13 protein-coding genes are annotated in these 13,528 nt (G+C 64.4%); 8 read left to right on the top strand and 5 right to left on the bottom strand.

The window, feature by feature from the left end; genetic code table 11:
* Positions 1 to 45: 45 nt before the first annotated feature.
* The 6 genes from AB4Y42_RS12265 (at position 46) to AB4Y42_RS12290 (ending at position 7,655) form a co-directional block, all read left to right on the top strand.
* Positions 46 to 1,584: a bifunctional 3-(3-hydroxy-phenyl)propionate/3-hydroxycinnamic acid hydroxylase gene (locus tag AB4Y42_RS12265; RefSeq protein ID WP_368694302.1), complete on the top strand. Its 1,539-nt coding sequence runs from the start codon at positions 46 to 48 to the stop codon at positions 1,582 to 1,584.
* 117 nt (positions 1,585 to 1,701) lie between these two features.
* Positions 1,702 to 2,490, top strand: coding sequence for a 2-keto-4-pentenoate hydratase (gene mhpD / locus AB4Y42_RS12270; RefSeq protein ID WP_368688860.1), 789 nt, complete (start codon positions 1,702 to 1,704; stop codon positions 2,488 to 2,490).
* 13 nt (positions 2,491 to 2,503) lie between these two features.
* A complete protein-coding gene (locus AB4Y42_RS12275) occupies positions 2,504 to 3,451 on the top strand; it encodes an acetaldehyde dehydrogenase (acetylating) (RefSeq protein ID WP_368694303.1) in 948 nt (315 codons plus the stop codon).
* A 4-nt stretch (positions 3,452 to 3,455) separates the two neighbouring features.
* On the top strand, positions 3,456 to 4,475 hold the full coding sequence (gene dmpG / locus AB4Y42_RS12280; RefSeq protein ID WP_368694304.1) for a 4-hydroxy-2-oxovalerate aldolase: 1,020 nt from the start codon (positions 3,456 to 3,458) through the stop codon (positions 4,473 to 4,475).
* 82 nt (positions 4,476 to 4,557) lie between these two features.
* On the top strand, positions 4,558 to 5,649 hold the full coding sequence (locus AB4Y42_RS12285) for a porin (RefSeq protein WP_368694305.1): 1,092 nt from the start codon (positions 4,558 to 4,560) through the stop codon (positions 5,647 to 5,649).
* Positions 5,650 to 5,759: 110 nt separating this feature from the next.
* Positions 5,760 to 7,655, top strand: coding sequence for an FAD-binding monooxygenase (locus tag AB4Y42_RS12290; RefSeq protein WP_368694306.1), 1,896 nt, complete (start codon positions 5,760 to 5,762; stop codon positions 7,653 to 7,655).
* 65 nt (positions 7,656 to 7,720) lie between these two features.
* Here AB4Y42_RS12290 and AB4Y42_RS12295 read toward each other — a convergent pair whose 3' ends face one another.
* A complete protein-coding gene (locus AB4Y42_RS12295) occupies positions 7,721 to 8,629 on the bottom strand; it encodes a LysR family transcriptional regulator (RefSeq protein ID WP_368688865.1) in 909 nt (302 codons plus the stop codon).
* 86 nt (positions 8,630 to 8,715) lie between these two features.
* Here AB4Y42_RS12295 and AB4Y42_RS12300 point away from each other — a divergent pair, with 86 nt between their 5' ends.
* The gene (locus AB4Y42_RS12300; protein WP_368694307.1) at positions 8,716 to 10,017 is read left to right on the top strand and encodes an aspartate aminotransferase family protein; all 1,302 of its coding nucleotides are present in this window, start codon (positions 8,716 to 8,718) and stop codon (positions 10,015 to 10,017) included.
* Between the two features lie 18 nt (positions 10,018 to 10,035).
* Here AB4Y42_RS12300 and AB4Y42_RS12305 read toward each other — a convergent pair whose 3' ends face one another.
* On the bottom strand, positions 10,036 to 10,503 hold the full coding sequence (locus AB4Y42_RS12305; protein WP_368694308.1) for an Lrp/AsnC family transcriptional regulator: 468 nt from the start codon (positions 10,501 to 10,503) through the stop codon (positions 10,036 to 10,038).
* Positions 10,504 to 10,617: 114 nt separating this feature from the next.
* Between AB4Y42_RS12305 and AB4Y42_RS12310 the strand changes: the two genes are divergently transcribed.
* On the top strand, positions 10,618 to 11,268 hold the full coding sequence (locus tag AB4Y42_RS12310; RefSeq protein ID WP_368694309.1) for a LysE family translocator: 651 nt from the start codon (positions 10,618 to 10,620) through the stop codon (positions 11,266 to 11,268).
* On the opposite strand, the gene AB4Y42_RS12315 is transcribed toward AB4Y42_RS12310, so the two are convergent.
* The 3 genes from AB4Y42_RS12315 to AB4Y42_RS12325 all read right to left on the bottom strand — a co-directional run bounded on the left by AB4Y42_RS12315 (position 11,265) and on the right by AB4Y42_RS12325 (position 13,430).
* Positions 11,265 to 11,927 carry a gamma-glutamylcyclotransferase gene (locus tag AB4Y42_RS12315; RefSeq protein WP_368688869.1) on the bottom strand — a complete coding sequence of 221 codons (663 nt, stop codon included), beginning with the start codon at positions 11,925 to 11,927 and terminating at the stop codon, positions 11,265 to 11,267. The genes AB4Y42_RS12310 and AB4Y42_RS12315 overlap by 4 nt on opposite strands.
* Positions 11,928 to 12,072: 145 nt before the next feature.
* The gene (locus AB4Y42_RS12320) at positions 12,073 to 12,333 is read right to left on the bottom strand and encodes a hypothetical protein (RefSeq protein ID WP_368688870.1); all 261 of its coding nucleotides are present in this window, start codon (positions 12,331 to 12,333) and stop codon (positions 12,073 to 12,075) included.
* A gap of 65 nt (positions 12,334 to 12,398) precedes the next feature.
* Positions 12,399 to 13,430: an SGNH/GDSL hydrolase family protein gene (locus AB4Y42_RS12325; protein ID WP_368688871.1), complete on the bottom strand. Its 1,032-nt coding sequence runs from the start codon at positions 13,428 to 13,430 to the stop codon at positions 12,399 to 12,401.
* Between the last annotated feature and the right edge of the window lie 98 nt (positions 13,431 to 13,528).

The raw sequence follows: 13,528 nt of genomic DNA on the forward strand, positions 1-13,528 counted from the left end.
GAACAGCCGGCTTTCGCATTCCACAAAACCCATTGGAGTCACCCCATGTCAGAACACTTCGACGCGGACGTTGCCATCGTCGGCTACGGTCCTTCTGGTGTCATTGCCGCGCTTACGCTCGCGAAATATGGCATTCCCTGCGTTGCGTTCGAACGGCATCGCGACATCTATCCGCGTGCCCGCGCTGTCACCGTGAATGACTGGACGATGCGGATTTTCCAGAATCTCGGCGTTGACGAGCCGGTTCTGAAATGCATCGATCCCCAACGCGCCTTGCGCTGGATGCGCTACGACGGTACGGAGATCATGCGCGTCGAGCATCCGCCTTCGACGCTGGGCATCAAGCCGCGCTTCTTCAATATATACCAGCCGACCATGGAAGCTGCGCTGCGCGAGTCCGCAGCGCAGCATGGCGAATTGATCGATGTCCGCTACGGTTTCGAAGTGGCATCGCTGGAGCAGGACGAGACCGGCGTCACGGTCACTGCGAAGGATATCGATACCGGCGCATTGACAAGCACGCGCGTGCGTTATGTGATCGGCTGCGACGGCGGTAGCAGCGCCACGCGCGGCATGATCGGAGCAAAGCTCGAGGGCGATACGCTCGACGTGATGTGGATCGTGATCGACTGCCGTGCGAAACGTTGGTGGCCGGACCGGAACCTGTTGACCTTCTGGTCCGACAAGGAACGGCCGGTGGTGGACATCGCGCTCTCGGGCGGTAATCACCGTTGGGAGCTGCCGCTCAAGCCCGGCGAGACCGAGGCCGACTTCGCCACGAACGCCCAGATCTGGCCGCTGCTCGAGGCGCTGGGGGTGACGGAGGACGACGTCGAGATTCACCAGCATGCGTTCTATCGCCACCACACCCGCATGGCTGACAAGTGGCGTGAAGGCCGTGTCTTCCTGGCTGGCGATGCCGCACACCTCATGCCGCCCTGGGCTGGCGCAGGCATGCAGACGGGGATGCGCGATGCATTCGATCTCGGCTGGAAGCTCGCGGGCGTCCTCAATGGAACCTTGCCCGAGCATTTCCTGGCCACCTACGAAGCCGAACGTCGGCCGAACGCCACTTTCTACACCCAGCTTGCCGTTCAGCTTGGCCGTGTCATCAAGCAGGAGCTCTCGGAGGAGGAGCAGGCCGCACTCGATGCAGCGCATCGCGACGCCGTTCAGGAGCCGCCGCTGATCGCACCGCCGGTGCTCGCCGCCGGATGGCTGCGTGGCCCGCTCGCCGACGACAGCATCGTGGGCCGGATGGTGCCGCAGCCGGTGGTCGGAGACATTCGCGGGGTGATGGGGCGCCTGGACGATTTGCTCGGTGGCGGTTTCGTGTTGCTCGGCGACGACGTGGACCCGGCGACGCTGCTCACCGCCGCGGAAAAGGACGCCTGGGACAGTCTCGGCGCACGGTACTTCGCCGTACGCCAGCAAGACCAGCACACTCAGGGTAACGACGAGTTGATCGACCTGGACGGCGTATTGCGTCCGTGGTTGCGCAAGTATGGTGCGCGCGCCGTGGCGTTGCGGCCTGATCGGTTCGTCGCTGCCGCCGACGTGACCGGTCTTGCCGTGCCCGCCTGAGCCGCCACGGTACGGAGCATCGGTTGCCGCAATGGATGCGCGGGCAACCGATGTCACCCAAAAAGAGCGGGTGGCTGCAGAGCTACCCGGAAAACACGAGATGAGCAGGAGCTTAGGATGCCTGATATCAATGTGATCGATGCGCTTGCGAGGCGACTACGCAACGCCGAAGCCTCGCGCAACGTGATCGAACCGGTGCGCGGCGAGATCGCGCTGGACGATATCGCCACCGCCTACGCCGTGCAGCAGGCCAACGTCGATCTGCGCGTGGCGACCGGCGAGCGCATCGTGGGCCGCAAGATCGGTCTCACGTCGCTCGCGGTGCAAAAGCAGCTCGGCGTCGATCAGCCGGACTTCGGCGCGCTGTTCGCGTCGATGGCTTACGGCGATGCGCAAGCGATTCCACTCTCGCAACTGATCCAGCCGAAGGTGGAAGCGGAAATCGCGCTCGTGCTGGAGCACGACCTCACGTTCGAAAAGCACACCTTCGTCGATATCCTGCGTGCGAGCGCGTATGCACTCGCGGCCATCGAGGTGGTGGACAGCCGCATCCAGAACTGGGACATCCGCTTCGTCGATACGGTGGCCGACAACGCGTCGAGCGCGCGCTTCGTGGTGGGCAGCCGCCCGGTGCCGCTCTCGCAGATCGACCTGACCGCCTGCGCCATGGAGCTTTCGCGCGACGGCGAAGTGCTCTCGCGCGGCAACGGCGCCGCCTGCCTCGGCAATCCGCTCAATGCGGCCGTGTGGCTCGCCGACCGCATGGTCCAGCTCGGCACGCCGCTGCGTGCGGGCGACGTGGTGCTCACGGGCGCACTCGGGCCCATGGTCGCCGTAAAGGAACCCGGCACCTACACCGCGCAGATCGAAGGCCTCGGCAGCGTTCGCGCGACTTTCTCCGCCTGATACAGGAATTCATATGGCTTCCGAAAAACTCAAGGCCGCGATCATCGGCTCCGGCAACATCGGCACGGATCTGATGATCAAGATCCTGCGCAACAGCAAGCATCTGGAGATGGCGGCGATGGTCGGCATCGACCCGAACTCCGATGGGCTCGCGCGCGCTGCGCGACTCGGCGTGGCGACCACGCACGAAGGCGTGGTCGGTCTCACGCGCCTGCCGGTGTTCAACGACATCGACTTCGTGTTCGACGCGACATCGGCCGGCGCTCACGTGAAGAACGACGCGCTGCTGCGCACGTTCAAGCCGTCGATCCGCGTGATCGACCTCACGCCTGCTGCAATCGGCCCGTACTGCGTGCCGGTCGTGAACCTCGACGCGCATATCGACGCGCCCAACGTCAACATGGTGACGTGCGGCGGCCAGGCCACGATCCCGATGGTCGCGGCCGTATCGCGCGTCGCGAAGGTCCACTACGCGGAAATTGTCGCGTCGATCAGCAGCAAGTCGGCGGGCCCCGGCACGCGCGCCAACATCGACGAATTCACCGAGACGACCTCGAAGGCGATCGAGGTGGTGGGCGGCGCCGCAAAGGGCAAGGCCATCATCGTGCTGAATCCGGCCGAGCCGCCGGTCATGATGCGCGACACGGTCTATACGCTCTCCGAAATCGCCGACCGGGAGAAGGTCGAGCAGTCCATCGAAGAGATGGTCGCGAAGGTGCACGCCTACGTGCCGGGCTATCGCCTGAAGCAGAAGGTGCAGTTCGACGAGATTCCGGCCAGCGCGCCGTTGAATATTCCGGGCCTCGGCAGGTTCAGCGGCCTGAAGACCTCGGTGTTCCTCGAAGTGGAAGGCGCCGCGCATTATCTGCCCGCTTACGCAGGCAATCTCGACATCATGACTTCCGCCGCGCTCGCCACCGCCGAACGCATGGCGCAGACGCTTCTGAGCGTGGAGGGATAAGACCATGAGCAAGAAACTCTATATCTCCGACGTGACGCTGCGCGACGGCAGCCACGCCATTCGCCATCAGTACTCGATCCAGAACGTGCAGGACATCGCCCGCGCGCTGGACCGCGCGAAAGTCGACAGCATCGAAGTCGCGCATGGCGACGGCCTGCAGGGTTCGAGCTTCAACTATGGCTTCGGCGCGCACAGCGACCTCGAATGGATCGAGGCGGTGGCCGACGTGGTCACGCACGCGCAGATCGCCACGCTGCTGCTACCCGGCATCGGCACGATTCACGACCTGAAGGCCGCATACCACGCCGGCGCGCGCGTGGTGCGCGTCGCCACGCACTGCACGGAAGCCGACATTTCGAAGCAGCACATCGAATACGCGCGCGAGCTGGGCATGGACACCGTTGGCTTCCTGATGATGAGCCACATGACCACGCCGGACAACCTCGCCGTCGAAGCGAAGAAGATGGAAAGCTACGGCGCGAACTGCATTTACGTGGTCGATTCGGGCGGCGCGCTCACGATGAACGACGTGCGCGACCGCTTCCGCGCAGTGAAAGCCGTGCTCAAGCCCGAAACGCAGACGGGCATGCACGCGCACCACAACCTCTCGCTGGGTGTGGCGAACTCGATCGTCGCCGTGGAGGAAGGTTGCGACCGCGTCGACGCGTCGCTTGCGGGCATGGGCGCAGGTGCCGGCAACGCACCGCTCGAAGTGTTCATCGGCGCGGCGGAACGCATGGGGTGGAACCACGGCACCGACCTCTACACGCTGATGGACGCCGCCGACGACATCGTGCGCCCGCTGCAGGATCGCCCGGTACGCGTGGACCGCGAAACGCTCGCGCTCGGCTATGCGGGGGTGTATTCGAGCTTCCTGCGCCACTCGGAAGTGGCCGCGAAGAAGTACGACCTGAAGACGGTGGACATTCTCGTCGAACTGGGCAAGCGCCGGATGGTGGGCGGCCAGGAAGACATGATCGTCGATGTGGCGCTCGATCTGAAAGGTAGATTGGCTCAGCCTTGATTCGGTCGGTGAAACCTCGCGCGTGAGTCGGGCGGTTGTCGGCAGGAATTGTGAGCTTATTAGAATACGATTGGAGACTTGAATGCGGAAATGTTCCATTGCCATCATGTTGGCAGTCCTGCCTGTTGAAGGGGCTTTTGCACAAAGCAACGTCACCATGTACGGCTTGATCGATGGTGGCATCTCGTACGTGTCGAACCAGGGCGGGCACTCCGTTACCAAATTCGATGACGGGATTTTCAACCCCAACCTCTTCGGGATTACGGGCGCCGAAGATCTGGGTGGCGGTACGAAAGTGATCTTCAAGCTGGAAAACCAGTTCCAGCTCGGGACGGGTGCAATGCTGCAGCAGGGTCTGTTTGGCCGGAACGCCTGGGTCGGGCTAGACAACACACAGCTCGGCAAGCTGACGCTCGGTAACGTCTACGATTTCATGTACACGTCGCTGACAGAGGCAGGGAATGCGCCGCCCGTATTCTCCGGTGGACTGTATAACTTTGCCGCTGGCCCGTTCCAGAAGCTCGGTATTCCCCAAAACCCCACGGGCTGGTTCGATTGGAGCAGAACCAGTGGCATTCCCACTTCGAACTCCATCAAATACGAGTCGCCCATATTCGCCGGCGTGTCGGTTGGCGCACTCTACTCGCCGGGTGGTGTTGCAGGTTCGTTCGGATCCAACTCCGCGATGAGCTTTGGCCTCAACTACGCGAATGGACCGTTTGGCGTCGGAGCGGCGTACACACAGAAGAAGTATCCGGGGTCGGCCAGTGGTTCGCCGCAAATCCCGGTCTGGAACTGGGGCGTCGGCGCTCACTACGCTTTCGGCCCGGTCTACACCGCTGCGGATTTCGTGACCGTGCGCAATTCGTTCACGGGTGCCGGGGCCTACGCGGGGCAGGTCGCCGCGAACTGGCAGATCACGCCCGCCTGGTCTTTCGGGGCGAGCTACATGTACATGAAGGGCAACGATGTTCTCGACAACAACCATGCCAACCAGCTTGGCGCAACGCTGAACTACTCGTTGTCGAAGCGAACGATGGTGTACGCCGAAGGCGTCTACCAGCGTGCGAACTCGGGCGCCCAGGCAGCCATCAACGGCATCATGGACCCGAACGGTTCCTCGAGCAGCGCCTCTCAGGCGATTGCCCGAGTCGGCCTCCGTACCACTTTTTAATTCGGCCGGGCCGTTTGATACGTGCCCGCCCCCGAAGCAATTTCAAATGGTTGGCGTACGGACCATATTTTCCGTCACAACGCGATACGCACCGAGTAGAGGAAGACAACATGCAGTTCCATCTTAACGGTTTCCGCGCTGGCGACCCGACGATCGAACCGGCCGCCGAAGGCGCCCCTCACAGCCTTGCACCCGACGCTGTCGACGTGCTGATTGTCGGTAGCGGCCCCGCGGGACTCGTGCTCGCGGCGCAGCTTTCGCAATTCCCGACGATCAAAACGCGCGTGGTCGAGCGCCGCAACGGGCCGTTGCAGATGGGGCAGGCAGACGGCGTGGCGTGTCGTACCGTCGAAATGTTTGAAGCGTTCGGGCTCAGCGATCGCCTGCTGCGCGAGGCCTACTGGGTCAACGAAACGGTGTTCTGGCGACCCGACGCGCTTGAACGGGGTGCGATCAAGCGGACTGGACGTGTGCAGGATACCGAAACAGGGTTGTCTGAGTTTCCGCACGTCATCGTCAATCAGGCGCGCATTCAGGACTATCTGCTCGATGTGATGCGTTGTTCTTCGCATCGGCTCGAACCCGACTACGGGCTCGAAGTTGTCGATCTCGTGCGCGAAGACGAGGGCGACTATCCCGTGCGCGCCACGCTGCGCCGCACGGACGAAGCGCGAGAGGGCGAAACGGTTGTCATGCGCGCTCGCTACGTGGTGGGCTGCGACGGCGCGCGCAGCCGCGTGCGCGCTGCCATCGGGCAAACGCTGCGCGGCGACGCCGCCAATCATGCATGGGGCGTGATGGACGCGCTCGCCGTTACCGACTTTCCGGACATCCGGCTCAAAGCCGCCATTCAATCGGCGAGCGAAGGCAATCTGCTCATCATTCCGCGCGAGGGTGGCTATCTCGTGCGCTTTTATGTCGATCTCGGCGAGGTGACGCCGGAGAATCGCGATAGCATCAAGCAGACCTCGGTCGATCGCATCATCGAAACCGCGCAACGGATTCTGCAGCCCTACACGCTGGAGGTGAAGGAAGTCGCATGGTTCTCGGTGTACGAGGTGGGGCAGCGCCTGAGCGACCGCTTCGACGACGCCGTCGCGGCCGACGCAACGTCACGCGAGCCGCGAGTGTTCATCGCCGGCGACGCCTGTCACACGCATAGCGCGAAGGCCGGTCAGGGCATGAATGTGTCGATGCAGGACGGCTTCAATCTTGGCTGGAAGCTCGGCGCGGTACTCGAAGGGCGCAGCGCTGCGGATCTGCTGCGCACCTATTCCGCTGAGCGCCAGCCCATCGCGCAGGAACTGATCGATTTCGACAAGGAGTGGTCGACGATGATGGCCGCGCCGCCGAAGGACCCGAACCGGCCGGAAGCGGGAGGCGTCGATCCCGCCGAATTGCAGGCGTATTTTGTGCAGGCGGGCCGCTATACGGCGGGCGTCGCGACGCGCTACCGGCCCGGAACGCTCACGGGCGAGGCCACGCATCAAGCGCTCGCCAGCGGCTTCGTGATCGGCACGCGCTTTCACTCGGCACCCGTGGTTCGCCTCGCGGACGCGAAGCCTGTCCATCTCGGCCATGCCGCGCGCGCCGACGGCCGCTGGCGACTCTACGCGTTCGCGGACGCACAGGGGAAAGCGCTCGATGCGCTGTGCGAGCATCTGTTCTCGGCGCCCGATTCGGTGCTCCGGCTCGTGACCCCCGAGGGCGCCGATATCGACAGCGTGCTCGATCTGCGTGCCGTATTGCAGCAGCCACATCGCGAAGTGCGCATGGAGTCGCTGCCCGATCTCCTGCGGCCGAAAAAGGGGCGCTACGGGCTCGTCGATTACGAGAAAGCATTTACGAGCGACACGTCGGCCGATATTTTCGACGCGCGCGGCATTGACCGCGGGCGTGGCGCGCTCGTGATCGTCCGTCCGGACCAATACGTCGCGCAGGTTTTGCCGCTGGACGCTTACGCGGAACTGCATGCCTTTTTCCGGCCGATAATCCGCATGCAGTGAACCTTCATGACATCGCAAACTGGTCGAGATCGCCATGGGCGTTGCTGTGAAGCGCCGCCGTGCGCTCACAACAGCGGCAGCGTGAGCCGGATGTGCTCGGCAAACGCCGCCGTGAGGAGCGACGGCCGCTTGCGCCCGAACTTGATCGTGATGCCCACGGCCGGCAAGGGCGGCAGCGCGGGATCGCCATTGAGTATCGCCAGATCCGCCGGTACGGCCGTTTGCGTCATGACGGCGAAGGCCTGGCCCGAACGCACCAGCGCGGTGAGACCCGCGAGGCTGCTGCTCGCGTACGCGACGCGGTAGGCGCGACCCATGCGCTCCAACGCTTCGCAGGCCGCAATGTGGTCGAGCGTGTCCGGATCGGAGAGCGCGAGCGGCAACGGCGCGAAGTGCGCGGAGTCGAGTCCGGGCGAGCCGATCCAGACCAGCTGCTCGCGGCGAATGATCTCGTCGTGTGGGCCGCTTGCATTTGCAGACGCAGCGGCGGTCAAAGGCAGCGACACCATGGCGAGATCGACCGCACGCTTGTCGAGTTGTTCGAGAAGGCGCGGCGTCGGAACGCACACGACTTCCACGAGCGCATTCGGATGCTGGCCCGAAAACCGGCGCAGCAACGAGGGCAGGAACACAGCCGCATAGTCGTCCGGGCAGCCGAAGCGCAGGGTGCCCGACAAGCCCGTGCCGCACAGGTCGGCCATGGCCTCGTCGTGCAGGCGCAGAATGCGCTGGGCGTGCACCAGCAGGCGCTCGCCGGGGCTCGTCAGCGCAACGCCGCGGCCGGTGCGCTGAAACAGCGGCTGATCGACGATCTCCTCGAGCCGCTTGATCTGCTGGCTCAGCGCCGACTGGGTGCGGCCCACGCGTTCGGCCGCGCGGCTTAGCGAGCGCATCTCGGCGATAACGGCGAACGAACGCAGCAGATCGATTTCCAGCGGACGGCTCACGATATTAGCCTCTCTTCTAGCTCGCATAAGAACTATTCGATTCTATAAAACCAGAGCGGCGACTAGACTGCAAGGAAAACCCGCAAAACCCGCTACCCGACGAGGAGAAGCCCGTGTCCAGGAACGACGACGAACAGTTTTGGCGCAACGCGAGGCAGCACCTGATCCGCTATGGCGGCACGTTCGAGCCGATGATCATCGAACGCGCCCAGGGCAGCTTCGTCTACGACGCCGACGACCGCCCGATCCTCGACTTCACTTCGGGGCAGATGAGCGCCGTGCTCGGTCACAGCCACCCCGAGATCGTCTCGGTCATCAACGAATACGCGGGCAAACTGGATCACTTGTTCAGCGGCATGCTCTCGCGGCCCGTGGTCGAACTGGCCACGCGTCTCGCCGACGTCACGCCCGCAGGGCTCGACCGCGCGTTGCTGCTGAGCACGGGCGCGGAGTCGAACGAGGCCGCCATCCGCATGGCGAAGCTCGTCACGGGCAAATTCGAAATCGTGGGCTTTGCGCAGTCGTGGCACGGCATGACGGGCGGCGCGGCATCGGCCACCTATAGCGCAGGGCGCAAGGGCGTGGGTCCCGCCGCGGTGGGCTCGTATGCGATTCCCGCGCCGTTCACGTACCGGCCGCGCTTCGAGCGCAACGGGCAATACGATTACCTCGCGGAACTCGACTACGCGTTCGATCTCATCGACCGCCAGTCCAGCGGCAATCTCGCCGCCTTCATCGCGGAGCCGATCCTCAGTTCGGGCGGCATCATCGAACTGCCGCCCGGCTATATGGCGGCGCTCAAGCGCAAATGCGAAGAGCGCGACATGCTGCTGATTCTGGACGAGGCGCAAACGGGCGTTGGGCGCACGGGAATGATGTTCGCGTGCGAGCACGACGGCGTGACGCCCGACATTCTCACGCTCTCGAAAACGCTCGGCGCCGGCCTGCCGCTCGCGGCCGTGGTCACGTCCGCACAGATCGAGGAAGCCGCGCACGAACGGGGCTTCCTGTTCTACACGACGCATGTATCCGATCCGCTTCCCGCTGCAGTCGGCCTGCGGGTGCTGGACGTGGTGGCGCGCGACGGACTCGTTGCGCGCGCAAACATCATGGGCGAGCGCTTGCGGCGCGGGCTGCTGGACCTGATGGAGCGCTTCGAATGCATCGGCGACATTCGCGGGCGCGGACTGCTGCTCGGTCTCGAGATCGTCAAGGACCGCCGCACGAAGGAGCCCGCCGACGGCCTTGGCGCGAAGATCACGCGCGAGTGCATGAAGCTCGGGCTCAGCATGAACATCGTGCAGTTGCCGGGCATGGGCGGCGTGTTCCGCATCGCGCCGCCGCTGACCGTGAGCGAACAAGAGATCGATCTCGGCGTGGAACTGCTGGGCCAGGCGATCGAGCGCTCGCTCTGACGACCCGGGTCGTCGCGGCTAGACCTTGCCGCGCGACCCGGTCGCGCTGACCTGAGGCTTCGCGAGCGCACGCGCGGCGAGCGGCGTGGACATGACGATGGACGTGCGAGTCTCGCCATAGAGGTTGATGCGCTGGATCAGGCGCTCCAGGTCGGCCACGCTCGTCGCGACGAGGCGAATGACATAGGAGTCCGCACCAGTCACGTGATGGCATTCGAGCACCTCGGCAATCGTGCCGAGCAGCTTGAGAAACTTCGCTTTCGCGGATTGGGGCACGGTAATGCCGATCAGGGCCGAGATAGGATAGCCGGCGGCGGCCGGATTCACGCGCGCCGTGTAGCCTTCGATCACGCCGGCCTCTTCGAGACGTCTCACGCGCTCCGTGACTGCCGGCACGGAGAGATGCACCTGGCGCGCAAGCTCGGTGTAGGTCATGCGGCCGTTGTCCTGCAGCAGCGCCAGTACTTTCCAGTCCAGATCGTCCATGATGGCGAAATGTTTAAGGTGAAAGGCCAATTTTCCCTTAAATCCCGACTTCTGCGGATACTCTGCGCCGTCTACGATAGCTCCCTATAGAACACGCATTGCGGGAGAGGGGACATGTTGTTCGTCAAAGCCGTGGCGATGGGCTTTTGCATCGCCGCACCGGTCGGGGCCATCGGCATGCTGTGCATCCAGCGCAGCCTGAGCCGCGGGTTTTACTCCGGCTTCGCAACGGGCATTGGCGCGGCCTGCGCGGATGCGTTTTATGGCCTGCTCGGCGCGCTCGGCGTGGCTGGGTTCGTGACGGCGCTGCCGATGCTGACGGTCGTGTTGAAGGCGGCGGGCGGCGCATTTCTGGTGTGGATGGCGTGGACCATCGCGCGCGAGTCGCCTGGCACGCCTGCCGCCGTACGGGAGACCCCGCGCAGCCCGGTCACGCGGGACTTCCTCACGACGTTTGCGCTGACACTCTCGAACCCCCTGACCATTTTTTCGTTCATCGCCGCGTTTGCCGCGCTCGGCCCCCTGCCGGCCGTGCCAGGCGAGCAGGGCGCGCCGGCAGGTTTTTCGGCGGCGCTGATGGTGACGATGGTGACGGGCGTGTTCACGGGTTCGGCCGTGTGGTGGCTGTTCCTGAGCGGCGTGACGTCGGCACTGCGTACGAAGCTGCCGCTCGCGTTCACGCGGGGCATCTCCATGTTTTCCGCCGTTGCGATTGCCGCGTTTGGCGTCGTTCAGATGGTCACGGGTCTCGCGCGGCTCGCTTAAGACGTCGTTTCGAAACGTTCGAGGGCTTGCGCCACTTCCTCGACGTAGGCGTCGGTCATTGCGCAGTCCGCGAGCGCCTGCCTGAGCTGGAACACATATTCCGCGTTGCTGCCGAGCGGTCCATGCGCCTGGGCAATCGCGCGTGCGACAGTCGCAGGGCTCGAATCGGCCTCGTATTGATGCGGGCAGGTGTTCGCCACGAAGGCGAGGGCGTGCCGCGTTTTGCCGGTGGCGAGCGTCACGGTGGTCCAGGCCGGCGTGTAGGCGCCGGTCAGCATCTCGCGGGTCCAGAGAATGTGCAGCTCTTCCTCGAGCGTGGCCGTATCGAGGCGCAGCACCACGCCTTGCGTATCGCCGCCGCGCTCCAGCGCGAGCATGCGGCCGGGGCGCTGCGGCGTGCCGCGCCCGCCGAACAGGCGAATGCAAAAGCTCCGGCGCCAGCCGTGCAGCGTGGCGTACGCGCGCTGGTCGAAGTGCGAGAGCGGATTCCACATGAGCGAGCCGTAGCCGAACACCCAGACCTCTTCGCCGGCGGGGCGCTTCGCCATCGTATCGGCGAGCGACTGGGCGATCTGGGCTTGCGTCCAGAGAATTTCCGGCGGGAGATGGCTGAAACTCTCGAGAAACGCACCGGAGCGAATGGCGTCCCTGTTTAGCATGGCGTTGACGGGTCGGTGGAGGCTACGTCACGAAGTATGCGGTCGGCGCGTGCGTGGATAAAGTGGCTGGAACGCGATGCTGCGTTCAACTGGGGGCGACAATCGGGGTGGGTTTTGTCTTTGTCCCGCAGGGATGCGAGCGCCATCAATCACTCGGCGGTGCATAGCCAAGTTCGCGCTGGTGACGAATCGAGAGGACCACGGCGCGCGTTTCGGAGTGGGCATACAGGATCACGTGCGGTCGCAGCACATATTCGCGGAAATCGGGGACGCCAGCCTCGATTGCCAGACGCTTGAGCTTGTCGAGGCGTGTCTGCCCCTCGATGGTTTGCGACGCAAGGAACCCGGCCGGCCGGCCAAGTTCTGGATGAGCCGTCACGAGATCGCGGAGGTCGCCGGAAATCACCGGGAATCTTGATGACTTCGCAAGCGGCCGTGCTCATAGCCGGCGCGGCCGCTTCAGCACAGCACTCAATGACCGAGACCGCTCGCCGCGATCTGCTGCTCGACGAACTGCGCGAACAGCGCATGCGTGTGCGTGGTCGGGTGGAGGTCGTCGGCGAACATATAGGTCTGGTCGGCATGAGCCGAGACGTAGGTGGCGGGCGAGCAGAGCAGTGAGGTGTTGTCCGGCGTTTTCGAAGCGTCGCACGCCTGGGCCGTGTTGGACACGGTAAATCCGCTCGCCTGGAAGTTTGCGACGAGCTGCGTGATCCAGGTGTAGGAATCGACTTCGATGACCTTGCCTTGCAGGCCGTCCGTCTGCAACGCACCGTTCAACGTCGAGTTGAAGAGCTGCGAGAGCTGGGTCAGGTTCGCGCCGCCATCGGCCGAGGTGATGCCCTTGGGCGAGAGGCCGACGTTCGGCACATTGATCACCACGACATGCGTGGCGCCGGCCTGCACGATCTGCCCGACGACTTGAGCGAGCGTCGTGGCGGCAGTCTGCACGACCGTATTGGCGGTCGGCGGGTTGCCGGCGCGCAGCACATCGTTCGCGCCTGCCCAGACCAGCACGAGCTGGCCGGAGTTGAAGGTGCCGTGAGCGGAGAGATAGCTCGAAACCTGCTGATTGACCGGCATTTCGATGTTGCCGATCACGTCCGAGAGGAAGTCGTACTGGTTGGCCGGCGTGGCGACCGTCGAGCCGCCCTCTGCGTAGCCGAAGCCGCCTTGCGCGCTCAGCTTGTGATCGAGGCCGACGGTGTATGCGGCGTTCAGAGTGTCCCCATAATACTGCGCGACGTCCTGGGACCAGACCTGACCGGGGTTGGTCGTGAAGCGCCCGCCGCCCACGGCGCTCGCAAGCGGCGCGTAGGTCCCGACGTCGGAAAGGCTGTCGCCGAACGAGACGACCTGCAGCTTGACGCCGCCCGCCGGTGTGCTCGTGCCGGTGCTCGAGCCTCCACCGCCTCCACCGCCACCGCCGCCACCGCAAGCCGCGAGCAGGAAAATCAGTCCGGCGGAAATTGCCCCCCGGATCCGGGTATCGATCGTTGCCATTGTGCCCCCTTACCGCTTGACGCGATTGCACCCGCGACCGGATAGGGCGGGCCCAAGAGGGCTAGCAAAAAGGATGCGCGTAGCCTACAAATAGCTGA

The organism is Paraburkholderia sp. EG286B (assembly GCF_040965655.1).
GTDB lineage: Bacteria > Pseudomonadota > Gammaproteobacteria > Burkholderiales > Burkholderiaceae > Paraburkholderia.

Bases quoted from the DNA above. Each gene is read 5' to 3' on its own strand.
- AB4Y42_RS12265 (WP_368694302.1), top strand. From the start codon at position 46: ATGTCAGAACACTTCGACGCGGACGTTGCCATCGTCGGCTACGGTCCT.
- mhpD (WP_368688860.1), top strand. From the start codon at position 1,702: ATGCCTGATATCAATGTGATCGATGCGCTTGCGAGGCGACTACGCAAC.
- AB4Y42_RS12275 (WP_368694303.1), top strand. From the start codon at position 2,504: ATGGCTTCCGAAAAACTCAAGGCCGCGATCATCGGCTCCGGCAACATC.
- dmpG (WP_368694304.1), top strand. From the start codon at position 3,456: ATGAGCAAGAAACTCTATATCTCCGACGTGACGCTGCGCGACGGCAGC.
- AB4Y42_RS12285 (WP_368694305.1), top strand. From the start codon at position 4,558: ATGCGGAAATGTTCCATTGCCATCATGTTGGCAGTCCTGCCTGTTGAA.
- AB4Y42_RS12290 (WP_368694306.1), top strand. From the start codon at position 5,760: ATGCAGTTCCATCTTAACGGTTTCCGCGCTGGCGACCCGACGATCGAA.
- AB4Y42_RS12295 (WP_368688865.1), bottom strand. From the start codon at position 8,629: ATGCGAGCTAGAAGAGAGGCTAATATCGTGAGCCGTCCGCTGGAAATC.
- AB4Y42_RS12305 (WP_368694308.1), bottom strand. From the start codon at position 10,503: ATGGACGATCTGGACTGGAAAGTACTGGCGCTGCTGCAGGACAACGGC.
- AB4Y42_RS12310 (WP_368694309.1), top strand. From the start codon at position 10,618: ATGTTGTTCGTCAAAGCCGTGGCGATGGGCTTTTGCATCGCCGCACCG.
- AB4Y42_RS12315 (WP_368688869.1), bottom strand. From the start codon at position 11,927: ATGCTAAACAGGGACGCCATTCGCTCCGGTGCGTTTCTCGAGAGTTTC.
- AB4Y42_RS12325 (WP_368688871.1), bottom strand. From the start codon at position 13,430: ATGGCAACGATCGATACCCGGATCCGGGGGGCAATTTCCGCCGGACTG.